Below are 23,435 nucleotides of genomic sequence, written 5' to 3'. Positions count from 1 at the left end.
AAGTTGTGCACCAGTTCACATAGGCTAACATTGTCGTTGGAGGCTGGCCTATTTGAACGGTACCAAATACTCGGTAAAATATTTTGTAGCAGCTTGCCAACTGAACGTTTCGGCTCTGGATCGTGCCTGCGCACGAGGGATGGCAAGTGCTTGCTGGGTGGCAGCAGACAAATCATGGGACATGACGCCAGCTTGGCTTGTCCCGATGACTTCTAGTGGGCCATCGACCGGTAAACATGCGACAGGTGTGCCGGTTGCCATGGATTCCAGCAAAACAAGTCCAAAGGTATCCGCTGTGCTGGGGAAGACAAAAACATCAGCACTGGCATATAGCTTGCTTAGTTCAGTGCGAGGCAATATTCCTAGCCAATGCACATTGGGATAAGCCCGCTTTAGATGTCTTTCCATGGGCCCCGTGCCGCAAACTATCTTACTGCTTGAAAACTGCATTTCAAGAAAGGCTTCAATATTTTTTTCATAGGATATCCGGCCGACATAAAGTGCTATGGGTCGTGGTATGTTGCCTAGCATAGGCGCCTGAATGGGCCGGTCACGATAGGTGAAAAAATCAATATCTACCCCATGCGTCCAGGCTTTTAAATTACGAAATCCACGGCCATGCAGGCCGTTTAGTACAGACTGGGTAGGAACCATGACACCAGCGGAAGATTGGTGAAATTTCTTGAGAAAAGCATAACCCCATGTAGTGGGTACGCCTGTGGCAGCCTTCAGGATTTCTGGAAATTTAGTATGAAATGCGGATGTAAACGGCCAGTCAGCTTGCCTGCACAGGGCGCGTGCCGCCCACCCCAATGGCCCTTCTGTTGCGATATGAATGGCGTTGGGCCTATAATCCATTAACAGGTTATTCAAGGATGTTTTGGGGAATACTGCAAGATCAATGCCAGGATAGCCTGGACAGGGATAGGTTTTGAATAGTCCTGGGTGGATAACGCGAACTTGATAATCCAGTTTCTCAAGTTCCTTGATTAATTCCAGCAATGTAGTGACAACACCATTGACTTGCGGTTGCCAGGCATCTGTAATCAGGGCGAGCCTCATGACAATGCCCTATCGGTATTTCCATCCTTTGCTGAGACGGGTAGCTGCCTGGGCGCTTTGTGGATTGAGCCAGGGGGTGAAAGTTCAGTGGCAGAAACTCCTTGCAGTTGTCCCCACCTGATCAAGCCGATGCTTCCGTCATGATGTTCAACCAGCGCTGTCAGGCTTTCAACCCAATCTCCATCATTGCAATAGAGAATGCCATTGATTAGGCGAATTTCTGCATGATGAATGTGCCCGCAGATGACACCATCCAGTCCTTTGCGTTGTGCTTCATGGGAAACGGCTTCTTCAAAGGAGGTGACATAATTGACGGCAGTTTTGACCTTATACTTTAAATACTGGGATAACGACCAATAAGGCAAACCTAGCCGTGCTCGCAATGAGTTCAGGTAGCGATTCAGTTTCAATGAAAATTCGTAGAGATTGTCGCCTGCGTATGCGAGCCATTTAGCGCATTGTATGACGCCATCGAAATAATCTCCATGGACCACCCAAAACTTGCGGCCATCGGCAGTATGGTGGATGGCTTCTTCCAGTATTTCGATGCCGCCAAAGGTATGTCCAAGGAATTGTCGTGCGAATTCATCATGATTGCCGGGAATAAAAATAATTTTGCAACCATTTCGCACGCGACGGAGTAATTTCTGGATTACATCGTTATGTGCTTGTGGCCAATACTATCCTCTGCGTAATTGCCATCCGTCAATAATATCACCTACTAAATACAGCTGTTCGCAAGGATAGGCTTTTAGAAAGTCGAGTAACTCGGTTGCCTGGCAGCCGGGTGTGCCTAAATGAAGGTCTGAAATAAAAACCGTTCGCACTTTAGGCTTCAAAGTGTCGGGTTGGGTGTGCTGTGCTTCACTCGGTAAATCTGAAGGTGTCAGCGTGTTGCGACTCAGATATTTTGCAATGTTCATGAATGCCCCATAAAGTCTTTGAGACCACATGCTGTTAAATAAAAACGGGTTGTCAACATGAGTAGATCTGTTGCTGTGAATTGAGGATGCCAGGAGAAGAAAGGGTCTCTGGGAATCTTGCATAGTTAGTCATGTGTGAGTGGATCGACAAGATAACGAAGTAGGAATCAATTTATGTTCGCGAAACGCACTAACAAGATATTTGGGCCGTAATGGCCGTGGCGTTAATATTTGATATGGATTCACTTGTGTGGCAAAAATGCCGAACTGTAATAGATGCGCAGTACAAACTTCACCAAGATGCAGGGTTATAAAGCGTGACATATATGAAAGGCAAGCGATGATAGTTGCACAAGATAGATTGAACAACTGCCCCGCTAGCGCATCTGATTTGGAAAGTGGCTGAAAATGATCTGGAGAAAATACATTCATGTCTTGCGCCTGCAAACTAGTTAGTGCGAATATTTGAACGCACTGCAATAACAGCCATTTTTTATGAAATACATGACGAACAGATGTCTGGCGTATTAAATTCAGATGACAGTCAGCCGAACGTTGCAGCCCAGAAGAAGGGGGGGGCTATAAAACTGACAGCATTATATGAGGGTGTATGGCACGCGATTAATCGAGTAACGCCATCAGAAACGCACGGCGCGAGACTTTGGCAATCGAGAAAGGAAAACAGGCAGGAATGTAGTGCAGAGGCGTGGGGAGGGACTAATATTTCGACTGGCCGATCTATATAATTGGTGGCTGTGTATCAAAAAGTAATATGACAGAGCAAAGCGACGAGAAAAGGGAAAGAGCCCGACAGGAGGGTGAAATTATTCAAGAAAGGATAGAAGGACCAGCAGTTATGACTCGACGAAGCGAAGCAGAGCTAAAAACCTAGTCGTGACTTAGTCAGCGGCTGTAAAAAGATGCTCAGTGAATCTCCACACGCATTCCAGTCTTAAGCCAAGGACTAAGTTGATCTATCTGGTCGTTAGTCAGTGCGATACAGCCGTTGGTCCAGTTGTAAATGGCGTGTATATGGCGATCCCCTCTGCCTATGCCATGAATCCCAAGGAAGCCCCCCAGTGGAGTATCTTGAGGAGGGATGTCGTTCCTTTCGATAGCATCGATAATAGTTTGCCAAATTTTGGGCGAAATTCGATTTTCAGCCAAAGCCAGATCAGCGGCTTCGCGATTGGGGTAATTAAACCCAAAAAAACGATAAAAACGGCTATCGGGTTTAACCCAGCCAATACGAAAAGTGCCGATAGGCGTTTGATTGCTGCCTTTCATTCGCTGCTTGCTAGCACCATAACGCCCGATCGAAATATTGTCCAAAAGTAACCGGACATTATCATTCTGCATCACTTTCAAATGCAATTGGGTGGTATCAACGATGATCCACGTCTCGGACTCTGCTTTGCAATCAGGCGCAAACAATAAAACGAACGTTAAGCTAAAAATAACAGCGATTAAGTGCATTTTTGGCAAAGTTGTCAGTTTGCGCAGAATAGGTCACCCAGTCTGAATAATAAAGATAATAGAGCACAATGCGTTATAACAAGATAAGCGATGCGTTTGCTTGACATCAGGTAAATAACGCCATAGAATTCACAGTCTTTTTTAGCCGCCTAGTAAAAAACGGGCGGGAACAATAGTATATCTCGAGTAGCAGGCTAAATAGCAACTCGTTAGCGAAGCTTGTCAAAGTGAGTGCAATATCAACACGGCCAAACGCGGTATAAAATAGATCGGATCGTAGAAATAGTATTAAGGATAATTAGGAAGCGAAATGCCAACCATCAGTCAATTAGTACGCAAGCCAAGAAAAGCGAAGCGGGTAAAAAGCAAAGTGCCGGCGCTTGAGAGTTGTCCGCAGAAGCGGGGTGTATGTACAAGGGTGTATACAACAACGCCAAAAAAGCCAAATTCTGCGTTGAGGAAAGTGGCAAGAGTACGGCTGACAAATGGCTATGAAGTAAGTAGCTATATTGGGGGTGAGGGCCATAATTTGCAGGAACACTCGGTGGTGCTGATACGTGGCGGAAGGGTTAAGGATTTGCCGGGTGTGCGTTATCACACCGTGCGTGGAAGTTTGGATACGGCGGGAGTTAAAGATAGGAAGCAGGCGCGCTCCAAGTATGGATCCAAGAAACCCAAAAGCGCATAAAAAATAGCCGTGCAGCAGGCGCAGGTAGAGAGATAACCAAGAGGTAAAGAATGCCTAGACGTAGAGAAGTGCCAAAAAGAGAGATTTTACCAGATCCAAAATATCATAATGTCGAGCTGGCCAAGTTCGTGAACGTGTTGATGACGCGCGGAAAGAAATCAGTTGCCGAGCAGATCATATATGGTGCGCTGGATCAGGTGGAAAAAAAGACAGGAAAGGATCCGGTAGAAGTATTTACGCTGGCGTTATCGAATATTCGGCCAGTGGTTGAGGTGAAGAGCCGTCGAGTCGGTGGAGCGAATTATCAGGTGCCGGTGGAGGTGAGATCGGTGAGGAGAAGTGCGCTGGCAATGCGGTGGTTGCGTGATGCTGCGCGTAAGCGTAGTGAAAAATCTATGGGCCAAAGACTGGCCAATGAATTGATCGAAGCGTCGGAAAATAGAGGCGCGGCAATCAAGAAAAGAGAAGAAGTGCATCGCATGGCTGAATCAAATAAGGCTTTCTCGCATTTCAGATTCTGAGGCATGATTGTTGCGTATTAAGAATGAAGCTCGCAAAGCAGCTGTGTTGGGCTCAGTAAACTGTAGACTGTAAGTAAATAAAACCAGGATTTAAGATTGTGTCAAGAAAAACCCCGCTAGAACGATATCGTAACATCGGTATTATGGCTCATATTGATGCCGGTAAAACAACTACGACAGAACGTGTTTTGTTTTACACGGGCGTATCTCATAAATTAGGTGAGGTGCATGACGGAGCCGCCACAATGGATTGGATGGAGCAAGAACAAGAGCGTGGCATTACAATCACGTCTGCTGCTACCACCTGTTTCTGGCAAGGGATGGCAGGGAATTATCCGGAATACCGGATCAATATTATCGATACGCCTGGACACGTAGATTTTACAATTGAGGTTGAGCGCTCGTTGCGCGTGCTGGATGGTGCCTGTACAGTGTTCTGTGCGGTGGGTGGCGTGCAGCCTCAGACAGAGACAGTCTGGAGACAAGCAAATAAATATGAAGTGCCCCGGTTGGCGTTTGTTAACAAAATGGATCGATCGGGCGCAAATTTCATGCGTGTGCATGATCAGATAATCACGAGATTAAAAGCAAATCCTGTGCCCATACAGCTACCTATCGGCGCCGAAGATCGCTTTGCTGGTGTGATTGACTTGGTTAAAATGAAAGCGATCCATTGGGATGAGGCGAACAATGGAGTGAGCTTTGAGGAGCGGGATATTCCGGCAGACCAACTGGCGGATGCTCAGTTATGGCATGAGAAAATGGTTGAATCCGCTGCAGAAGCAAGCGAAGAGCTGATGAACAAGTATCTCGAAGAGGGTGGCTTGTCTGTAGAGGATATCAAGAAAGGTCTGCGAGCAAGAACGATTGGCAATGAAATTGTACCTATGTTATGCGGCACAGCCTTTAAAAACAAAGGCGTTCAGGCAATGCTGGATGCAGTGCTGGATTATCTGCCGTCACCTTTGGAAGTACCCGCAATTCAGGGAGTGACCGAAGACGGTGAGTCAGGTGAGCGTGAATCCGATGATGCTGCGCCTTTTGCGGCGCTCGCATTTAAGATTGCGACTGACCCATACGTGGGGCAGCTGATATTTTTCCGTGTTTACTCGGGTGTGGTGAAGTCGGGGGATTCGGTATACAACCCGGTGAAGGGTAAAAAGGAACGTATTGGCAGGTTGCTCCAGATGCATGCCAATCAGCGTGAAGAAATCAAGGAGGTACGAGCTGGGGACATTGCGGCAGCGGTCGGGCTTAAAGAGGTAACAACTGGGGATACCTTATGTGATCCCGAGCATGTGATTACCCTGGAAAGAATGGAATTTCCTGAGCCGGTGATACACGTGGCAGTTGAGCCCAAGACCAAGCTTGATCAGGAAAAAATGGGGATGGCACTTAATCGGCTGGCACAGGAAGATCCGTCCTTTAGAGTAAGAACTGACGAAGAATCGGGGCAAACAATTATCTCGGGCATGGGTGAGTTGCACTTGGAGATTATTGTTGATCGTATGAAGCGTGAATTTGGCGTGGAAGCAAATGTAGGTGCGCCACAGGTTGCCTATAGAGAGGCAATCAAGAAACAGGTTGAGGTTGAAGGTAAATTTATCAAGCAAAGTGGTGGGCGCGGTCAATATGGCCACGTTTGGCTGCGAATGGCGCCCAATGAACCCGGGCAAGGGTTTGCATTTATAGATGAAATTAAAGGTGGTGTTGTGCCGCGCGAGTATATTCCAGCCGTTGAAAAAGGTCTTAATGATTCTCTGAGTAATGGCGTGCTGGCCGGCTATCCTGTTGTCGATGTAAAAATAGCGCTTTTCGATGGTTCGTATCACGATGTAGATTCAAATGAAAATGCATTCAAAATGGCTGCGTCGATAGCGTTCAAGGAGGGTATGCGTAAGGCCAATCCAGTTTTGCTGGAGCCGATGATGGCAGTGGAGGTGGAAACACCCGCCGAATTCATGGGTAATGTGGTTGGAGATTTGTCCTCGCGCAGAGGTATCATTCAGGGCATGGATGACACACCTGGATTCAAGGTCATCCGAGCAGAAGTTCCCTTGGCGGAAATGTTCGGTTATTCAACTATTCTGCGCTCGGCTACGCAGGGCAGGGCCACCTATTCCATGGAATTTAAGCACTATTCAGAAGCACCTAAGAATGTTGCTGAAACAATCATCAATAAGAAATAGCGTAAAAACTGTATACAACAAGGAACAAACAGCATGGCAAAGAGCAAATTTGAGCGGTCAAAACCACATGTGAACGTGGGAACTATAGGTCATGTGGATCATGGAAAAACGACGCTGACAGCAGCCATTACTTCGATACTGACCAGGACTTTTGGTGGCGAGGCCAAATCCTATGACCAGATCGATTCTGCACCAGAGGAGCGTGCGCGCGGCATTACGATCAATACCTCGCATGTCGAGTACGAAACCGAAAAGCGCCATTATGCCCACGTTGATTGTCCAGGTCATGCTGACTACGTTAAAAACATGATCACCGGTGCAGCGCAAATGGATGGCGCCATTCTGGTGGTGTCGGCAGCTGATGGCCCGATGCCGCAGACGCGCGAGCATATTCTGCTGGCGCGGCAAGTGGGCGTGCCCTATATCATTGTCTACATGAACAAGGCGGACATGGTGGACGATGCCGAATTGCTCGAGCTGGTCGAAATGGAAATTCGCGAGCTGTTGTCCAAATATGATTTTCCTGGGGACGATACCCCGATTGTGACGGGATCGGCACTGAAAGCGCTGGAAGGCGATCAAAGCGAAATTGGCGAGCCCTCCATTCTGAAGCTGGCTGAAGCACTGGATAGCTACATTCCAGAGCCAGAGCGGGCGATCGATGGTGCTTTTATTATGCCGGTGGAGGATGTGTTCTCCATCTCCGGTCGCGGTACCGTGGTGACCGGGCGCGTCGAACGTGGCGTGATCAAGGTGGGTGAAGAGATCGAGATTGTCGGTCTGCGCCCAACCATCAAGACGGTTTGCACTGGGGTGGAAATGTTCCGCAAACTGCTTGATCAAGGTCAGGCGGGTGATAATGTCGGGGTGCTGCTGCGTGGGACCAAGCGCGAGGAGGTCGAGCGTGGTCAAGTGCTGGCCAAGCCGGGCAGTATCGCGCCGCATACAAAATTTACAGCAGAGATTTATGTCCTGAGCAAGGAAGAGGGTGGTCGTCATACACCGTTTTTTGCCGGCTATCGTCCGCAGTTTTATTTCCGTACTACCGATGTCACGGGTTCGATCGAGTTGCCGGCCGGGGTTGAAATGGTCATGCCGGGCGATAACGTATCGGTCACGGTTAACCTGATAGCGCCGATTGCAATGGATGAGGGCTTGCGCTTTGCCATCCGCGAAGGCGGCCGGACAGTGGGTGCCGGTGTGGTGGCCAAGGTTATGGAATAAATGTTGGGTTACCATTTATTGAGTCATGGGTTGGTCTTGCAAGTGATTTAATAATTAAGTAAACCCAAGTAGCTGCTGATGTAATAGAACGCCTGCTAAGTGTTGTTAGTCAATGATCGATAACAATCAAAAGCACATACTAAGTCAGTGGCCGTAAATTAAGATAAAGAATTAAGAGTTCATAACAGGTTAATCTATGCAAAGTCAAAAAATACGCATTCGCTTAAAAGCTTTCGATTATCGTTTAATCGATAAGTCAGCGATGGAAATTGTCGAAACAGCGAAGCGAACTGGTGCGGTTGTAAGAGGACCAGTTCCGTTGCCTACGCGTATTGAGAGATTTGATTTATTACGCTCTCCGCATGTGAATAAAACATCAAGAGATCAATTTGAAATTAGAACGCATTTGCGTTTGATGGATATTATTGATCCTACGGATAAAACGGTAGATGCTTTGATGAAATTGGATCTACCTGCCGGCGTGGACGTTGAAATTAAGCTGTAGGCGGCGCTGGCTGATTCGAGTTATAGCTGATTTTGTATTTTTGAATAGCCTGACCAATAAAAGTAGTTAAAGGAAAAAAAATGATGCCAGGATTAATCGGTAAAAAAATAGGAATGACTAGAGTATTTACCGAAACAGGAAGTAGTGTGCCGGTCACCGTTTTGGATATTTCAGGAAATAGAGTTGTTCAAATCAAATCTGCTGTCAAAGACGGATATACCGCGATCCAACTTACCCATGGACTACAACGTTCAAGCCGAATCACCAAGCCATTGTCTGGCCATTTTGCTCGAGCTGGCGTAGAGGCGGGTAGAATTGTTAAGGAATTTAGGGCTGATCCCACTGCAATTGAAGGTCTGAAGCCTGGTGCGGAGATCAGCGTCGAGCTCTTTGAAGTAGGTCAGAAGGTTGATGTCAGCGGTGAATCCATAGGTAAGGGCTATGCCGGGACTATCAAAAAACACAATTTTTCCTCCAATCGGGCAAGCCATGGCAATTCAAAATCACATAACGTGCCGGGTTCCATAGGAATGGCTCAAGATCCTGGCCGTGTTTTTCCCGGCAAAAAGATGTCAGGCCGTTTGGGTGGTGAGACGTGTACGATCCAGAATATAGAAGTAGTACGAGTCGATGTGCAGCGAGGACTGTTGTTTCTGAAAGGATCCGTTCCTGGCGCAAAGGGTAATGGAGTTTTTATTCGTCCTGGCATTAAACAGACACATAAATAAATGACCGTAGCTTAATCATATCCATTTAGTATAGTAGAACGAAATTTGGGGGCGAAGTGAAGATTTCATGTGTTAACGAAAATGGGGCATCAGAAGAGTTGAGTCTATCTGATTCTGTTTTCGGAAGAGCTTATAACGAAGCGCTAGTGCATCAGATTGTTAAGTCATATTTGGCCAATGCTCGGACAGGGACTCGCTCGCAGAAAGGCCGCTCTGAAGTCGTCATGTCGACTCGTAAACAATGGCGGCAGAAAGGCACTGGCAGAGCACGAACCGGTGCAGCATCGAATCCGATATGGCGTGGTGGTGGGAAAATATTTCCTAACAAACCAGATGAAAACTTTAGCCATAAAGTTAATCGAAAAATGTATCGTGCCGGAATATGCACGATCCTTTCCCAGCTGTTGAGGGAAAACAGAATAAAATTTATCGATGAATTCACGGTAGCGACTCCTAAAACTAAAGATTTTATCCAGAAACTGGATACTCACCAGTTGTCTAATGTATTGATCATCACTGATGCAATCGATGACAATTTATATCTGGCATCGAGAAATGTACCCCACACAAGAGTAGTGGAGGTTGCAGGAATCGATCCTGTCAGTTTGTTACATTACGATAGCGTGATTGTCACTAAGGCGACAGCCAAACAATTTGAAAGTGTGCTGCTATGAAAACAGTAAATATCAGTCGGGAAAGAGCATTCCAGGTCATTTTGTCACCACAAATTTCTGAGAAGGCCACTTTTATTGCAGATAAGCACCATCAAATTATTTTTCGTGTTGCTTCCGATGCGAATAAAACTGAGATCAAGTCAGCAATAGAGCAGTTATGGGAATCGCAGAAAATTCAGGTAGAGAGCGTTCAGATTTCTAACGTTAAAGGTAAAACGAAAAGATTTGGCCGATTTATTGGTAAGAGATCTGGCTGGAAAAAAGCGTATGTCAGCCTAAAAGGCGATCAAGAAATCGACTTTACTGATGTGAAGTTATTTGAGGATAAGTAATGGCACTTGTAAAAACCAAACCGACCTCACCTGGCCGCAGAGGGGTAATCAAACTAGTTAATAGTTTTTTGCATAAGGGTGAGCCTTATGCAAAATTACTAGAAAAAAAGAAAAAACATGCCGGACGAAACAATAGCGGCAGGATTACTGTTCGTCATATAGGTGGCGGACATAAACAACATTATCGTATCGTTGATTTTAAGAGAAATAAGGACGATATTCCGGCTAAGGTTGAAAGGATAGAATACGATCCAAACAGAAGTGCGCATCTTGCATTGCTTTGTTATGCTGATGGTGAGAGAAGATATGTTATTGCAGCCAAGGATACGGTAGTAGGGTCATTGCTTGTGAATGGGCCAAGTGCACCCATCAAAACGGGCAATACTTTGCCTATACGTAATATACCTATTGGCAGCACCCTGCATTGCGTCGAGCTCAAACCGGGTAAAGGCGCTCAGCTTGCCCGCTCAGCGGGGTCAGCGGTTCAATTGATGGCTAGAGAAGGTAATTACTCGCAAATCAAACTGAGGTCCGGTGAAATCAGGAAAATACATATTGACTGTCGAGCTACTCTTGGAGAAGTTGGCAATGCCGAGCATAACCTTAGGTCAATCGGTAAAGCTGGTGCTACACGCTGGAGAGGTATACGGCCAACCGTCAGAGGGGTTGCAATGAACCCTGTGGATCACCCGCATGGCGGTGGTGAAGGTAAAACAGCCGCCGGCCGCCATCCTGTCAGTCCCTGGGGTACGCCAGCAAAAGGTTCACGCACACGTAGAAATAAAAGAACCGATAATATGATTGTACGTAGTAGGTATTCTAAAAAAGGTTAATTTAGTATGAGTCGCTCTATTTCAAAAGGCCCGTTTGTTGATCTGCATCTGATCAATAAAGTTTATACTGCGCGTCAGAAAAATGACAAGAAACCGATTAAAACATGGTCGCGACGCTCAACAATTCTTCCTGACTTCATAGGATTGACCATTGCCGTGCACAATGGTAAGCAACATATTCCTGTGTTTATTACGGAAAATATGGTCGGGCATAAATTAGGCGAATTTTCACATACTAGAACCTTTAAAGGTCATGCTGGTGATAAAAAAGCCGGTTCTAAGCGATAAGGATAATAAATGCAAACTACAGCTGTCTTACGTGGAGTCAGATTATCTGCTCAGAAAGGACGCCTCGTCGCGGACCAAATAAGAGGGTTGCGTGTCGAACAGGCAATCAAGGTATTGACCTTCAGTCCTAAAAAGGGCGCAGAAATCATATTGAAATTGCTGGAATCTGCGGTAGCAAATGCTGAGCATAACGAGGGCGCAGATATAGACGAACTGAACGTCTCCAAAATTTATGTCGACCGTGGGCCTTCACTCAAACGGGTCAGTCCTCGAGCGAAGGGTAGAGGTAATCGCATTGTTAAACCAACTTGCCATATATTGCTGACTGTCGGTGATAAATAGTTTATAAAATAAGGACTTGAAGTAATCATGGGACAAAAAATCAACCCAACAGGCTTTCGACTTTCAGTTTTAAAGAATTGGTCATCACGCTGGTATGCGAATACTAAGAAATTCCCAGATTTTCTCAGAGAGGACATACAGGTCAGACAATATCTTTTGAAAAAATTGAGTCATGCCTCAGTGGGAAATATTGTCATTGAGAGGCCTTCTAAAAATGCCCGTATCACCATTCATACTTCAAGACCAGGTGTTGTGATTGGAAAAAAGGGTGAAGATATTGAGATTTTGAGACGGAATGTTGAAAAGCTAATGGCTATTCCGGTTCATATTAATATTGAAGAAATCCGCAAACCAGAAATAGATGCACAATTAATCGCTGCGAATATTACACAACAGCTCGAGAAGCGAATTATGTTCAGACGGGCGATGAAGCGAGCCATACAGAATGCAATGAGACTCGGCGCTCAAGGCATTAAAATTATGAGTTCCGGGCGTTTGAACGGAATCGAGATTGCGCGTACAGAGTGGTATCGTGAAGGGAGAGTGCCTCTTCATACTTTAAGGGCAGAAGTGGATTATGGCACGGCTGAAGCCAAAACGACTTACGGTGTCATTGGCGTGAAAGTATGGGTATTTAAGGGAGAGCAGCTCTCTATCAAAGAGCGGCAGATTTAGATCATCTATTGATTGAAGTGATGAATCTTTTAGTATCCATTGAAGATTAATCAAAATTAGGCTAAGGAATACTTTAGATGTTGCAACCATCCAGAACCAAATATAGAAAGCAACATAAAGGGCGAAATACCGGCATCGCGACCAGAGGAAACAAGGTGAGCTTTGGTGAATTTGGTTTAAAAGCTGTTGGACGAGGCCGATTGACCTCTCGCCAGATTGAGGCTGCCAGGCGCGCGATGACAAGACATATCAAGCGTGGTGGTAGAATATGGATCAGAATTTTCCCGGATAAACCGATATCCCAGAAACCTGCCGAGGTTCGGATGGGTAAAGGCAAGGGTAATCCAGAGTACTACGTTGCTGAGATTCAGCCTGGCAAGATGTTGTATGAGATGGACGGAGTCGATGAAGCATTGGCCAGAGAGGCATTCAGATTGGCTTCCGCAAAGCTTCCAGTACAGACAACATTTGTCGTTAGGCAATTAGGAACTTGAGTATATGAAAACTGATGAATTGAGAACAAAGGAACGGGCGGAGTTAGAGAAGGAATTGCTTTCTTTGCGTAGAACACAATTTGGACTGCGGATGAGACACGCGACGCAACAGTTAGAGAATGTTTCACAAATTAAAAATGTGCGACGCGATATAGCGCGTGTCAAAACCATTTTAGGACAGAAAGCGGCGCAATCATGAATATGAATAATCAAAGTAATATTCTGATCGGTCAAGTGGTCAGTGACAAAAGAGATAAAACGGTGACTGTTCGCATTGACAGGAAAGTCAAGCATCCGCTATATGGGAAGATTATCAAGCGTTCCAAGAAGTTTCATGCGCATGATGAGCTCAATCAATATAAGATTGGCGATTTGGTAGAAATATGCGAAACCAAGCCTGTATCAAAAACCAAATCGTGGAAAGTAATCAAAGCGGTCTAAAATAAAAGTTAGTTAGGCAAGGATTTATTAGGCTCTAATACTTGGCTCAACTTCTAAACCTAAAATATTAACTGGGTGTAAAAGAGATTATGATTCAAATGCAGTCGGTACTTAAAGTCGCGGATAATACTGGCGCTCGTTCCGTTATGTGTATCAAGGTTTTGGGTGGATCAAAACGGAGATTTGCTGGCGTGGGTGACATCATCAAAGTTGCTGTCAAGGATGCGGCACCCCGGGGGCGTGTCAAAAAAGGCGAGGTATATAACGCCGTTGTCGTCCGTACCGCCAAGGGTGTTCGACGTGCAGATGGATCCTTGATTAAGTTTGACTCCAATGCGGCAGTCATATTGAACGCTAAACTGGAACCCATCGGTACCCGTATATTTGGTCCAGTTACAAGAGAACTGCGTACAGCAAAATTTATGAAAATAGTGTCATTAGCACCCGAAGTTTTATAGTAGAGGTAGATGATCATGAAAAAAATACGAAAGGGTGATGACGTTATCGTAATAGCTGGAAAAGACAAGGGCAAGCGATCCACTATCCTGAAATATGAATCGGATGAGCATGTTATTGTACAGGATGTCAATAAAGTCAAGAAGCATGTCAAGCCCAATCCGAATAAAAACGTAACTGGCGGTATTATTGAGATGGAAAAGCCAATACATATTTCAAATATCGCCATATACAATTTTTCAGCTAAAAAGGCAGATCGCGTGGGCTTCAAGCTGGATGAATCTGGTTTAAAAGTGCGCTACTTTAAATCTGATGGTAGCCTGATTGACTCGTAATAAGGCAATGTATACAAAATGACGCGATTACAAGATTTTTATCGACAAACGGTAGTGAAAGAACTGGTTGACAGATTTAGCTATAAATCGGTGATGCAGGTTCCTCGAATTACAAAAATTACGCTGAACATGGGAGTGGGTGAGGCATCTTCAGATAAAAAAATTATTGAAAATGCCTTTAATGATCTGGAAAAAATTGCAGGGCAGCGGCCGATTATAACAAAGGCCCGCAAATCGATTGCCACCTTCAAGGTGCGTGCTGGCTATCCAGTCGGTTGTATGGTGACGCTGCGTGGTAAGAAAATGTTTGAATTCCTAGACAGATTGGTCAATATAGCAATTCCTCGTATTCGCGACTTTAGAGGCATCCAGGTTAAGGGTTTCGACGGACGCGGGAATTTCAATATGGGCATAAAGGAACAAATAATTTTCCCTGAGATAGATTATGATAAAATTGATAAATTGCGTGGACTAAACATAACCGTAACGACGACAGCTCAGACAGACACTGAGGCCAAGGCGTTGTTGTCTGCATTTAGATTTCCATTCAGAAGCTAAGGGAATATTGTGGCAAAAAAATCGATAATTAATAGAAACTTAAAAAGAATAAAAATTGTAGATAAATTTGCGAAGCGCAGATCCGAAATACTTGCTATTCTGAATGATTCCAGCGCTGATCATGATCAAAAGTTGGCGGCGAGAGAATCATTGCAAAAGTTACCACGAGATTCCAGTCCAGTAAGACTTCGTCAACGTTGTGCGCTTACAGGCCGGCCAAGAGGGGTATACAAAAAATTCGGGCTTGGACGTATTAAACTACGTGAAATAGCCATGTGTGGTCAAATTCCAGGTGTCATTAAGGCTAGCTGGTAACTGGTTTAGATGCTGGGTCATAACGATAGCCTAAGTGTTAAAGACTATTAAAATAGTGGTGTAATTATATGTGTATGACTGATCCCATTTCAGATATGTTAACTCGTATAAGAAATGCGCAATTATCAGAAAGAAAAGAAGTTGTAATGCCTTCGTCTAAGCTTAAGTTGTCTATTTTAAAAGTCTTGAAAGACGAAGGCTATATACAAGATTATAAACTCATTGATGTAGATAAAAAGCCCCACATAAGTGTTTTGTTGAAATACTTCAATGGTGGTGCTGTTATAGAGACAATCAAGCGAGTTAGCCGGCCTGGATTAAGGATTTACAAGCCAAAAACCGATTTGCCTCAGGTGATGAATGGTTTAGGAATAGCTATTGTCTCTACTTCTAGAGGTGTAATGACGGAGCGCTCGGCTAGGGAAAGTGGTTTGGGTGGTGAGATCCTGTGTATCGTGACCTAAGGTAATAAGGATTAAGAATAATGACTTTTGCAACCACAAAACCGATTCCGGTTCCCGGAAATGTCGATGTCCAGGTGAGAGATTCAGCTTTAACTGTCAAAGGCCCTTTGGGTGAATTATTGCAAGAATTTGATAAGCAAACTGTAAAAATAACCCTGGATTCTGGCGCCCTTGAGGTTAGCGCATTAAAAGCGACCAAGCATGCTAAGGCTATCATCGGCACCCTCAGATCATTGATCGTTAATATGATTGCTGGTGTTACTAGCGGATTTGAGAAAAAGCTATTGCTTGTGGGTGTTGGCTATAGAGCTCAGGTGACAGGCTCCAGCCTTAATCTCAGTTTAGGATTTTCGCATCCTGTTGTTTATGCACTGCCAAATGGCGTACAAGCCGAAGTGCCGACACAAACAGAAATTCGGATCAAGGGAATCGATAAGCAAGCCGTCGGACAAGTTGCAGCTGAAATCAGAGGGTTTCGAAAGCCAGAGCCATATAAGGGCAAAGGCATAAGGTTCTCCGACGAAAAAATAGTGTTGAAAGAAACCAAGAAAAAATAAATTAGGTATGCATAAATGCTAACGACAAAGCAAATGCGTTTACGTAGATCAAAAGCTACGAGACTAAAGATTATGAATTCCGGCAAATACAGATTGCTGGTGCATAGAAGCAATAAGCATATCTATGCGCAAGTATTTGATCCTGTTGCCAGTAAAGTTATTGCATCTGCCTCTACGCTCGAACCGGCGGTAAAAGCTAAATATCCCAATGGAAGTTCTATTGAAGCGGCAAAATTCGTTGGCGAATTAGTTGCCAAGAAATCACTTGAGCACAATATAAGTGATGTGGCTTTTGACCGTAGCGGATTTAAATATCATGGTCGTGTAAAGGCCTTGGCAGACTCTGCTAGAAGTGCTGGCATCAAGTTTTGATTTAGGAGTGCAAAGTGGCTAGAGTTACAAAAGCACCTGGAGGTCGTGCCCAGGAGGATAGCAAAATGGACGGCTTGAAAGAGAAGATGGTCTCTGTCAACCGTGTTACGAAAGTGGTTAAGGGCGGTCGCATTCTCGGCTTTGCTGCATTGACAGTCGTTGGTGATGGTAATGGTAGTATCGGCATGGGCAAAGGAAAATCGCGAGAAGTGCCGGTTGCTGTTCAGAAAGCTATAGAAGAAGCGCGCCAAAAAATGATTAAAATAAATTTGGCAGACGGCACACTTCATCATGCTGTCATTGGGGAGCATGGTGCAGCCAAGGTATATATGCAGCCGGCGTCCGAGGGAACTGGAATCATTGCAGGCGGTCCAATGCGAGCGATTTTTGAGGTGATGGGTATACACAATATTCTGGCCAAATGCATAGGTTCCACTAATCCATATAACATTGTGCGTGCAACCATCAATGGTCTTAGCAAGGTTAACTCCCCGGCGATGATTGCGGCTAAGCGTGGCAAGTCAGTCGAAGATATTTTGGGGCATAGAGAATGAGTCAAGTCAAATCTCTTAAAGTCACGCTAGTTAAAAGTTTAATAGGCACGAAGAAGAATCATAGGCTCAGTGCACATGGATTGGGTCTGAGAAAAGTCAATCAATCTGTTGTTGTTGAGGATACCCCATCCAATCGTGGCATGATTAATACCATTAACTATTTAGTGAAATTAGAGGGTTAAGTGAAACTCAATACTATAAAACCTGCTGTTGGATCCAATGTTGCTCGTCGACGGGTAGGCAGAGGCATTGGTTCAGGATTGGGTAAAACTTGTGGACGAGGGCATAAAGGTCAGAAGTCTCGCGCGGGTGGTTTTCATAAGGTGGGTTTTGAGGGTGGACAGATGCCACTCCAGCGCCGGTTACCAAAACGCGGTTTTACCGTTTATGGCAAACAGCCTACACAAGAAATTAAATTATCTGAGGTATTGAAAATCAATCAACAAATAATTGATCCCAATGTTTTGTACGAGCAAGGATTGGTTAAAGATACTCGTAGCCGTTTGAAGATCATTTGGTCTCAATGTGCAATTGATAAAGCATTAACGGTTAAAAATATTCAAGTATCGCAAGGAGTAAGAACTGCAATCGAGCAGTCTGGTGGAACGGTAGAATTTACACAAAAAGAAGCTAATGGCATCTAAACCTAAAGTCTCAACGACTGATAAATTTTATGACCTAAAGAAACGTCTCTGGTTTCTTTTGTTGGCGCTTATCGTATACCGAATCGGCGCGCATGTACCGGTACCAGGCATAGATCCCGTGGTGCTCAAGGATCTCTTTGAAACCCAAGAAAGTGGCATTCTTGGGATGTTCAATATGTTCTCGGGCGGTGCGTTGTCGCGTTTTTCGATATTTGCGCTAGGCATTATGCCTTATATTTCTGCTTCGATCATAATGCAACTGGGTACGGTAGCAGTGCCGCATCTAGAATCTTTAAAGAAAGAAGGTGAATCTGGACGCCGCAAAATTACGCAATATACACGCTATGGCACGCTGTTATTAGCAACACTCCAAAGCTACGGCATTTCTATTGCACTGCAGTCACAGGTTGGATTGGTCATCACGCCTGGCCCATTATTTTTATTTACTACGATTGTCACGCTCGTTACTGGTACGGTATTTTTAATGTGGCTCGGTGAACAGATAACTGAACGTGGAATTGGTAATGGTATATCGTTGATCATTTTCGCAGGTATAGCGGCGGGTCTGCCGAGCGCAATTGGCGGCACGCTTGAGCTCGTCAATACCGGCGCGATGCATTTTCTGACTGCTTTGTTTATCTTTATTGCCGCTTTGGCTGTGACTGCTTTTGTCGTTTTTGTTGAACGCGGCCAAAGGAAAATTTTGGTCAATTATGCTAAACGGCAAGTGGGGCGTCAGGTAGTGGGTGGCCAGTCTTCCCATCTTCCCTTGAAATTAAATATGGCCGGCGTGATTCCGCCAATTTTCGCTTCCAGTATAATATTATTCCCAGCTACCCTAGCCGGGTGGTTTTCGGATGACGTCGATTTGCTATGGCTCAAAGATTTTAGCGCTGCATTATCGCCAGGCCAGCCTGTGTATGTACTCTTATATGCCACATTGATCATATTCTTCTGTTTCTTTTATACAGCCTTGGTTTTTAACCCAAGAGAAACATCTGACAATCTCAAAAAGAGTGGTGCTTTCATTCCCGGTATCCGCCCAGGAGAACAGACTTCCAAATATATCGAACGTATCATGCTTCGACTGACTCTGATCGGTTCTATTTATGTTACGCTTGTTTGTTTGTTGCCCGAGTTTATGATTCTTAAATGGAATGTGCCGTTCTATTTCGGTGGCACCTCATTGCTGATCATCGTGGTTGTCACAATGGATTTTATGGCGCAGGTACAGTCTCATGTAATGTCTGGACAATATGAGAGTCTGCTCAAGAAAGCCAACTTTAAGTCAGGTTCAAGCTTTTCGCGGTAATAAATTTGACAATGGCAAAAGAAGAAACTATCCAGATGCAAGGGGAAGTTATAGAAACTCTCCCTAATGCAACTTTTCGAATTAAACTCGAAAACGGTCATATTGTGCTTGGTCATATTTCCGGAAAAATGCGTATGAACTATATCCGGATTTTGCCAGGCGATAAGGTAACTGTTGATTTAACACCGTACGACCTATCGAGAGCTCGTATTACTTTTCGTACGAAATAATCTTTTGTCTGTAAAAATTAACCTGGCTATTTTGTATGGCTAGCGATATCACGAAATATATTTTGGAGTCGATCAATGAAAGTGCGCGCATCAATAAAAAAAATATGCAGAAATTGCAAAATTATTAGACGTCATCGTGTCGTTCGAGTCATTTGTACCGATGCACGACACAAACAACGTCAAGGCTAACATCCAATTTCCCATAAATTGCTCAAGGTAAGAAAATGGCACGTATAGCTGGTGTAAACATACCAAATAATCAACATGTTAATATTGCATTAACATCTATTTATGGAATTGGTAACGCTACCGCTCGTAAAATTTGTACGGATTTAGATATAACGCCATCCGTTAAACTGAAAGATATTCCCGATGCTAAGCTAGATGAGTTGCGTGATTATATTGGTAAGCTAGTTGTCGAAGGTGATCTTCGCCGTGAAGTATCCATGAATATCAAGAGACTCATCGATCTCGGTTCTTATCGTGGATTGCGGCATCGTAGAGGTTTGCCTGTCAGAGGACAACGTACCAAAACCAATGCTAGAACGAGAAAAGGCCCGCGCAAGGCAGTACGATCGAGATAACGTCAATATTTTTGCGCTATTATTCAATACTTAGGATGTTATTTTAATGGTCAAGTCATTATCTAAAGCTAGAAAAAAAACCAAAAAAAATGTTGTTGAAGGTGTGGCGCATATTCATGCTTCTTTCAACAACACCATTGTCACGATCTCTGATCGACAAGGGAATGCGTTATCCTGGGCAACCTCCGGCGGCGTTGGATTTAAGGGTTCCCGTAAAAGTACACCTTTTGCTGCACAGGTTGCAGCCGAACAAGCTGGTAAATTGGCTATGGATTGTGGTGTCAAAAATCTTGAGGTAAGAGTGAAAGGTCCAGGCCCAGGCCGCGATTCGGCTGTGCGAGCACTTAATGCAACTGGCTTTAAGATTACTAGTATAACCGACGTGACCCCTGTTCCTCATAATGGATGTAGGCCACCAAAGAAACGTCGTATTTAAGGAGAATCTAATATGGCCAGAAATCTAAATCCAAAATGCAGACAATGTCGCCGCGAGAAAGAAAAGTTATTTTTAAAAGGCGATAAATGTTTTACTGAAAAATGCGCAATTGAACGTCGGAACTACCCTCCAGGTCAACATGGGCAGAAAAAAACCAGAATGTCTGATTATGCAGTTCAGCTGCGAGAAAAACAGAAAATCAGAAGAATTTATGGCTTGCTCGAACACCAGTTCCGTAATGTTTATAAACAAGCAGATCGGCAGAAAGGCGTCACCGGTGAAAATTTGCTGCAGTTATTAGAAGGACGGTTAGATAACGTTGCCTATCATATGGGTTTTGGTGCGTCCAGATCTGAGTCTAGGCAAATTGTTAGGCATAACTGTATTTTAGTAAACGATAAGAGAGTCAATATCCCTTCGTACCAAGTATCGCCTGGCGATAAGGTAGGAGTCGCTGAGCATGCCAAAAAGTATATTCGTATAAAGGCGTCTGCTGAAATTGCAAAAAAACGCAATATTCCTTCTTGGGTTGAGGTCGATTTTGATAATTTGACTGGTGTTTATAAAAGCAAGCCAGAACGCAGTGATCTCTCGTCAACCATTAACGAATCTTTGGTTATCGAACTTTATTCTAAGTAATTAGATTAGTTAACAGTTCTCACATATTGGCAACGTTATGTCATTAAATAGTTTTCTCACACCTAGAATAGTCGAGGTTCAGAATATTACACCTCTGCATGCAAAGGTGATAATGGAGCCATTCGAGCGCGGTTTTGGGTATACCTTAGGTAATGCATTACGTCGTGTGCTTTTATCTTCCATTTCGGGCTGTGCACCGACAAAGGTTACTATTGCTGGGGTGGTGCATGAATATTCCTCACTTGATGGTATCCAGGAGGACGTTGTTGATCTTATTTTGAATCTTAAAGGTATTATTTTTAAGCTTCATAATAAATCGCATGCACTTATCACGCTTAGGAAAAGTACTGAAGGATTAGTGACTGCAGCTGATATTGATGTGCCACATGATGTCGAGATTATCAATCCCGATCATCCTATAGCCCATATTACAGCTGGCGGCAAGTTGGATCTACAGATTGTAGTGGAAGAGGGGAGAGGCTATCAGCCCGTATCTGTGCGCCGCAGTGAAGATGCTGACATTTCGGTTGGCGAGATACTGCTGGATGCTTCTTTCAGTCCAATCCGACGGGTTAGCTATGCTATAGAAAGTGCACGGGTTGAACAACGTACTGACCTTGATAAATTAATCATCGACATTGAAACAAATGGTTCGGTCGATCCTGAAGAAGCGATTCGGTATGCTGCGAGAGTCTTGGTTGAGCAATTTTCATTTTTTGCTGATTTGGAAAGCACACCATTACCTACAGAACAACCTAAAACGCCTGTAATCGACCCTATTCTGCTCAGGCCGGTTGATGATCTCGAGCTTACGGTCAGATCTGCCAATTGTCTTAAAGTAGAAAATATATTTTATATCGGAGATTTAATTCAGCGTACTGAAGCCGAATTATTGCGTACTCCAAATTTAGGTCGTAAGTCACTCAATGAAATCAAGGAAGTCTTGGCTGCGCGTGATTTATCATTAGGTATGAAACTTGAAAATTGGCCTCCAGCCAATCTTGAAAATTATGTAAAGGAAACAGGTCATGCGTCATCGTAATGGTTTACGCAAGCTTAATCGCACCTCTAGCCATCGCTTAGCCATGTTCAGAAACATGACTAATTCTTTGCTCCAGCATGAGATCATCAAAACAACATTGCCCAAAGCTAAAGAATTACGGCGAGTAGTTGAACCGGTTATTACCCTGGGTAAAAAACCTTCATTAGCGAATAAACGCCTTGCTTTTAATCGGCTAAGAAATCGTGATATGGTTTTAAAAGTCTTTTCTGAATTGGGACCGCGCTATCAATCACGAAATGGTGGTTATTTGAGAATTCTTAAATGTGGATTCAGAAAAGGCGATAATGCTCCCATGGCTATCGTCGAATTGCTTGATAGAGTCGATCAAGACACTGTCGCTGAAAGCGCAGATAACTAACCATTTTTTTACTTATCAGACAGATTTTCTGTCTGATAAGTGTTAAGCCTCGCATGATTTGATCATCAACCTGCCTCCAGTCTATAACTAGCTACTTTCTCAAAACATATGAGTTACTGAGAACCGGTTGATAGATTTAAGGGTGCCTCTAAAATTCAGAGTTTTAAACAAGACGAGGCGAGAACAAAAAATGCTGACGCAGCATATGATGGATATGTTAGGGACATTTTTTGTGATCAACGACGTATTGTGACGAAATATGGATTTTTAGAGATACCCTTAACAAGTTCAAATATGTCTGTTGTTAATGCTTGCTCAATCTTAACAATCCTTTCAGCGTTCAGCACGTCAAATTAGTTTTTCCTGCCTCGTTATTTCCCTCATTAGCCGCTGATTTTTTGCGTGGCTCACTGAAAAATGCTAATAAAATGTTCAGCATAGTGCAAATTTAGCGATATTGCCTGCAGGCTGTATATTGTTGAAATATTGCGAGAATCTTGCATGCTTGCCGTTATGATTGTAGGGGATGTGATGCCTGCCAAACTCCTTTTTCTGCCAGGCGCTTCGGGTAATACCGAATTCTGGCTGCCTGTCGCGCATTTATTGAAGCATCAAGCAGACCATGTCTACTTGAAATGGCCTGGCTTTGGTTCTATTCCGGCTGATCCCCAAGTCAACTCCATGGATGACCTGGTCGATCTGGTCGTGGCTGAGATCGATCGGCCTTGCGCGCTGATTGCACAATCAATGGGTTGCATCATGGCAATCCGGGCCACGCTTGAGCAACCCGGTCTTGTGACCCATCTAGTATTGGCGGTGACCTCTGGCGGGATAGATTTGCAGCATTTTGGTGCGCTTGACTGGCGCCCGCTTATGTATGCTGCCAATCCTGCGTTTCCGCGCTGGTTTGCAGATTATAACGAAGACTTGTCATGCCAGTTGCCCAAGATCCAGGTACCTACCTTGCTTCTGTGGGGGGATGCCGATCCGATCAGTCCTGTCAGTGTTGGGCGCGAGATCGCATCTTTGCTGCCATATGCTAAACTTTATATTGTGTCCGGTGGTGATCATAACCTCGCCATGATCCATGCGAAGGAAGTGGCACCATTGATTGATCTGCATCTTGCCAACCCGACCTGAGTGATCGGGCTAGGAAGCTGTCC

Annotated in this window: 37 protein-coding genes and 1 pseudogene; 34 read left to right on the top strand and 4 right to left on the bottom strand. The window is 44.4% G+C overall.

Annotated features, from left to right (window positions below):
- Nucleotides 1-48: 48 nt before the first annotated feature.
- The 4 genes from ABTW62_RS07645 to ABTW62_RS07630 form a co-directional block, all read right to left on the bottom strand.
- Nucleotides 49-1,062 (bottom strand): glycosyltransferase family 4 protein, encoded by a 1,014-nt coding sequence (locus tag ABTW62_RS07645; RefSeq protein WP_430903998.1) that lies wholly within the window; start codon nucleotides 1,060-1,062, stop codon nucleotides 49-51.
- Nucleotides 1,059-1,715 (bottom strand): UDP-2,3-diacylglucosamine diphosphatase, encoded by a 657-nt coding sequence (locus tag ABTW62_RS07640; protein ID WP_430904016.1) that lies wholly within the window; start codon nucleotides 1,713-1,715, stop codon nucleotides 1,059-1,061. Before ABTW62_RS07640 ends, ABTW62_RS07645 begins: the two co-directional genes overlap by 4 nt.
- Nucleotides 1,716-1,742: 27 nt before the next feature.
- Nucleotides 1,743-1,985: a UDP-2,3-diacylglucosamine diphosphatase gene (locus ABTW62_RS07635; protein WP_430903997.1), complete on the bottom strand. Its 243-nt coding sequence runs from the start codon at nucleotides 1,983-1,985 to the stop codon at nucleotides 1,743-1,745.
- Between the two features lie 924 nt (nucleotides 1,986-2,909).
- A complete protein-coding gene (locus tag ABTW62_RS07630; RefSeq protein WP_430904015.1) occupies nucleotides 2,910-3,461 on the bottom strand; it encodes a L,D-transpeptidase family protein in 552 nt (183 codons plus the stop codon).
- 310 nt (nucleotides 3,462-3,771) lie between these two features.
- On the opposite strand from ABTW62_RS07630, the gene rpsL reads away from it, so the two are divergent.
- The 34 genes and pseudogenes from rpsL (at nucleotide 3,772) to ABTW62_RS07460 (ending at nucleotide 23,412) form a co-directional block, all read left to right on the top strand.
- Complete coding sequence (rpsL, locus tag ABTW62_RS07625) at nucleotides 3,772-4,149, top strand: 30S ribosomal protein S12 (protein WP_090415676.1); 378 nt, start codon at nucleotides 3,772-3,774, stop codon at nucleotides 4,147-4,149.
- Between the two features lie 50 nt (nucleotides 4,150-4,199).
- Nucleotides 4,200-4,670, top strand: a complete 471-nt coding sequence (rpsG, locus tag ABTW62_RS07620; RefSeq protein ID WP_430903996.1) for a 30S ribosomal protein S7 — start codon at nucleotides 4,200-4,202, stop codon at nucleotides 4,668-4,670.
- Between the two features lie 98 nt (nucleotides 4,671-4,768).
- Nucleotides 4,769-6,859 (top strand): elongation factor G, encoded by a 2,091-nt coding sequence (gene fusA, locus ABTW62_RS07615; RefSeq protein ID WP_430903995.1) that lies wholly within the window; start codon nucleotides 4,769-4,771, stop codon nucleotides 6,857-6,859.
- Between the two features lie 33 nt (nucleotides 6,860-6,892).
- The gene (tuf, locus tag ABTW62_RS07610; RefSeq protein WP_430903994.1) at nucleotides 6,893-8,083 is read left to right on the top strand and encodes an elongation factor Tu; all 1,191 of its coding nucleotides are present in this window, start codon (nucleotides 6,893-6,895) and stop codon (nucleotides 8,081-8,083) included.
- Between the two features lie 196 nt (nucleotides 8,084-8,279).
- Nucleotides 8,280-8,588, top strand: a complete 309-nt coding sequence (gene rpsJ, locus ABTW62_RS07605) for a 30S ribosomal protein S10 (RefSeq protein WP_090415521.1) — start codon at nucleotides 8,280-8,282, stop codon at nucleotides 8,586-8,588.
- Nucleotides 8,589-8,668: 80 nt separating this feature from the next.
- Complete coding sequence (gene rplC, locus ABTW62_RS07600) at nucleotides 8,669-9,316, top strand: 50S ribosomal protein L3 (RefSeq protein WP_430903993.1); 648 nt, start codon at nucleotides 8,669-8,671, stop codon at nucleotides 9,314-9,316.
- Between the two features lie 56 nt (nucleotides 9,317-9,372).
- On the top strand, nucleotides 9,373-9,990 hold the full coding sequence (gene rplD, locus ABTW62_RS07595; protein ID WP_430903992.1) for a 50S ribosomal protein L4: 618 nt from the start codon (nucleotides 9,373-9,375) through the stop codon (nucleotides 9,988-9,990).
- Nucleotides 9,987-10,322 carry a 50S ribosomal protein L23 gene (gene rplW, locus ABTW62_RS07590; protein WP_430903991.1) on the top strand — a complete coding sequence of 112 codons (336 nt, stop codon included), beginning with the start codon at nucleotides 9,987-9,989 and terminating at the stop codon, nucleotides 10,320-10,322. The genes rplD and rplW overlap by 4 nt, the downstream gene beginning before the upstream one ends.
- Nucleotides 10,322-11,155: a 50S ribosomal protein L2 gene (gene rplB, locus ABTW62_RS07585; protein WP_430903990.1), complete on the top strand. Its 834-nt coding sequence runs from the start codon at nucleotides 10,322-10,324 to the stop codon at nucleotides 11,153-11,155. The genes rplW and rplB overlap by 1 nt, the downstream gene beginning before the upstream one ends.
- Before the next feature lie 6 nt (nucleotides 11,156-11,161).
- A complete protein-coding gene (gene rpsS, locus ABTW62_RS07580; protein WP_430903989.1) occupies nucleotides 11,162-11,443 on the top strand; it encodes a 30S ribosomal protein S19 in 282 nt (93 codons plus the stop codon).
- A 9-nt stretch (nucleotides 11,444-11,452) separates the two neighbouring features.
- Nucleotides 11,453-11,785, top strand: a complete 333-nt coding sequence (rplV, locus tag ABTW62_RS07575) for a 50S ribosomal protein L22 (RefSeq protein ID WP_430903988.1) — start codon at nucleotides 11,453-11,455, stop codon at nucleotides 11,783-11,785.
- A 27-nt stretch (nucleotides 11,786-11,812) separates the two neighbouring features.
- A pseudogene (gene rpsC / locus ABTW62_RS07570) lies at nucleotides 11,813-12,439 on the top strand (30S ribosomal protein S3); the annotation flags it as partial.
- 98 nt (nucleotides 12,440-12,537) lie between these two features.
- Nucleotides 12,538-12,954 (top strand): 50S ribosomal protein L16, encoded by a 417-nt coding sequence (rplP, locus tag ABTW62_RS07565; RefSeq protein WP_090415529.1) that lies wholly within the window; start codon nucleotides 12,538-12,540, stop codon nucleotides 12,952-12,954.
- Between the two features lie 4 nt (nucleotides 12,955-12,958).
- Nucleotides 12,959-13,153: a 50S ribosomal protein L29 gene (rpmC, locus tag ABTW62_RS07560; protein WP_430903987.1), complete on the top strand. Its 195-nt coding sequence runs from the start codon at nucleotides 12,959-12,961 to the stop codon at nucleotides 13,151-13,153.
- On the top strand, nucleotides 13,150-13,395 hold the full coding sequence (gene rpsQ, locus ABTW62_RS07555; RefSeq protein WP_430903986.1) for a 30S ribosomal protein S17: 246 nt from the start codon (nucleotides 13,150-13,152) through the stop codon (nucleotides 13,393-13,395). The genes rpmC and rpsQ overlap by 4 nt, the downstream gene beginning before the upstream one ends.
- 89 nt (nucleotides 13,396-13,484) lie before the next feature.
- A complete protein-coding gene (gene rplN / locus ABTW62_RS07550) occupies nucleotides 13,485-13,853 on the top strand; it encodes a 50S ribosomal protein L14 (protein ID WP_090415532.1) in 369 nt (122 codons plus the stop codon).
- Between the two features lie 15 nt (nucleotides 13,854-13,868).
- Entirely contained in the window at nucleotides 13,869-14,186 is a 318-nt protein-coding gene (rplX, locus tag ABTW62_RS07545) for a 50S ribosomal protein L24 (RefSeq protein ID WP_430903985.1), read from the top strand.
- Between the two features lie 18 nt (nucleotides 14,187-14,204).
- Nucleotides 14,205-14,744 (top strand): 50S ribosomal protein L5, encoded by a 540-nt coding sequence (rplE, locus tag ABTW62_RS07540; RefSeq protein ID WP_430903984.1) that lies wholly within the window; start codon nucleotides 14,205-14,207, stop codon nucleotides 14,742-14,744.
- Nucleotides 14,745-14,753: 9 nt separating this feature from the next.
- Entirely contained in the window at nucleotides 14,754-15,059 is a 306-nt protein-coding gene (gene rpsN, locus ABTW62_RS07535; RefSeq protein ID WP_430903983.1) for a 30S ribosomal protein S14, read from the top strand.
- Between the two features lie 68 nt (nucleotides 15,060-15,127).
- Nucleotides 15,128-15,523, top strand: a complete 396-nt coding sequence (gene rpsH / locus ABTW62_RS07530; RefSeq protein WP_430903982.1) for a 30S ribosomal protein S8 — start codon at nucleotides 15,128-15,130, stop codon at nucleotides 15,521-15,523.
- 20 nt (nucleotides 15,524-15,543) lie between these two features.
- Complete coding sequence (gene rplF, locus ABTW62_RS07525; RefSeq protein WP_430903981.1) at nucleotides 15,544-16,080, top strand: 50S ribosomal protein L6; 537 nt, start codon at nucleotides 15,544-15,546, stop codon at nucleotides 16,078-16,080.
- Nucleotides 16,081-16,095: 15 nt separating this feature from the next.
- Complete coding sequence (gene rplR / locus ABTW62_RS07520) at nucleotides 16,096-16,452, top strand: 50S ribosomal protein L18 (RefSeq protein ID WP_430903980.1); 357 nt, start codon at nucleotides 16,096-16,098, stop codon at nucleotides 16,450-16,452.
- Nucleotides 16,453-16,517: 65 nt separating this feature from the next.
- Nucleotides 16,518-17,006, top strand: a complete 489-nt coding sequence (rpsE, locus tag ABTW62_RS07515; RefSeq protein WP_430903979.1) for a 30S ribosomal protein S5 — start codon at nucleotides 16,518-16,520, stop codon at nucleotides 17,004-17,006.
- Nucleotides 17,003-17,188 (top strand): 50S ribosomal protein L30, encoded by a 186-nt coding sequence (gene rpmD, locus ABTW62_RS07510; RefSeq protein ID WP_430903978.1) that lies wholly within the window; start codon nucleotides 17,003-17,005, stop codon nucleotides 17,186-17,188. The genes rpsE and rpmD overlap by 4 nt, the downstream gene beginning before the upstream one ends.
- Entirely contained in the window at nucleotides 17,189-17,650 is a 462-nt protein-coding gene (gene rplO / locus ABTW62_RS07505; RefSeq protein ID WP_430903977.1) for a 50S ribosomal protein L15, read from the top strand. It abuts the gene before it with no gap.
- Complete coding sequence (gene secY / locus ABTW62_RS07500) at nucleotides 17,640-18,962, top strand: preprotein translocase subunit SecY (RefSeq protein ID WP_430903976.1); 1,323 nt, start codon at nucleotides 17,640-17,642, stop codon at nucleotides 18,960-18,962. The genes rplO and secY overlap by 11 nt, the downstream gene beginning before the upstream one ends.
- A gap of 11 nt (nucleotides 18,963-18,973) precedes the next feature.
- Complete coding sequence (infA, locus tag ABTW62_RS07495; RefSeq protein ID WP_430903975.1) at nucleotides 18,974-19,192, top strand: translation initiation factor IF-1; 219 nt, start codon at nucleotides 18,974-18,976, stop codon at nucleotides 19,190-19,192.
- 75 nt (nucleotides 19,193-19,267) lie between these two features.
- Nucleotides 19,268-19,381, top strand: a complete 114-nt coding sequence (gene rpmJ / locus ABTW62_RS07490; protein ID WP_090415543.1) for a 50S ribosomal protein L36 — start codon at nucleotides 19,268-19,270, stop codon at nucleotides 19,379-19,381.
- A gap of 35 nt (nucleotides 19,382-19,416) precedes the next feature.
- Entirely contained in the window at nucleotides 19,417-19,776 is a 360-nt protein-coding gene (gene rpsM / locus ABTW62_RS07485) for a 30S ribosomal protein S13 (protein ID WP_430903974.1), read from the top strand.
- A 46-nt stretch (nucleotides 19,777-19,822) separates the two neighbouring features.
- Nucleotides 19,823-20,212: a 30S ribosomal protein S11 gene (gene rpsK, locus ABTW62_RS07480; protein WP_430903973.1), complete on the top strand. Its 390-nt coding sequence runs from the start codon at nucleotides 19,823-19,825 to the stop codon at nucleotides 20,210-20,212.
- A 12-nt stretch (nucleotides 20,213-20,224) separates the two neighbouring features.
- A complete protein-coding gene (rpsD, locus tag ABTW62_RS07475; protein WP_430903972.1) occupies nucleotides 20,225-20,851 on the top strand; it encodes a 30S ribosomal protein S4 in 627 nt (208 codons plus the stop codon).
- Nucleotides 20,852-20,888: 37 nt separating this feature from the next.
- Nucleotides 20,889-21,893, top strand: coding sequence for a DNA-directed RNA polymerase subunit alpha (locus tag ABTW62_RS07470; protein ID WP_430903971.1), 1,005 nt, complete (start codon nucleotides 20,889-20,891; stop codon nucleotides 21,891-21,893).
- Nucleotides 21,880-22,272, top strand: coding sequence for a 50S ribosomal protein L17 (gene rplQ / locus ABTW62_RS07465; protein WP_430903970.1), 393 nt, complete (start codon nucleotides 21,880-21,882; stop codon nucleotides 22,270-22,272). Before ABTW62_RS07470 ends, rplQ begins: the two co-directional genes overlap by 14 nt.
- Before the next feature lie 531 nt (nucleotides 22,273-22,803).
- Entirely contained in the window at nucleotides 22,804-23,412 is a 609-nt protein-coding gene (locus ABTW62_RS07460; RefSeq protein ID WP_430903969.1) for an alpha/beta fold hydrolase, read from the top strand.
- Nucleotides 23,413-23,435: the final 23 nt, after the last annotated feature.

Origin of the sequence: Nitrosomonas sp. ANs5 (assembly GCF_050584665.1) — a bacterium.
Taxonomy (GTDB): Bacteria; Pseudomonadota; Gammaproteobacteria; order Burkholderiales; family Nitrosomonadaceae; genus Nitrosomonas.
The sequence above is the reverse complement of the archived record's forward strand: the minus strand, read 5'-3'. Positions and strand labels throughout refer to the sequence as shown.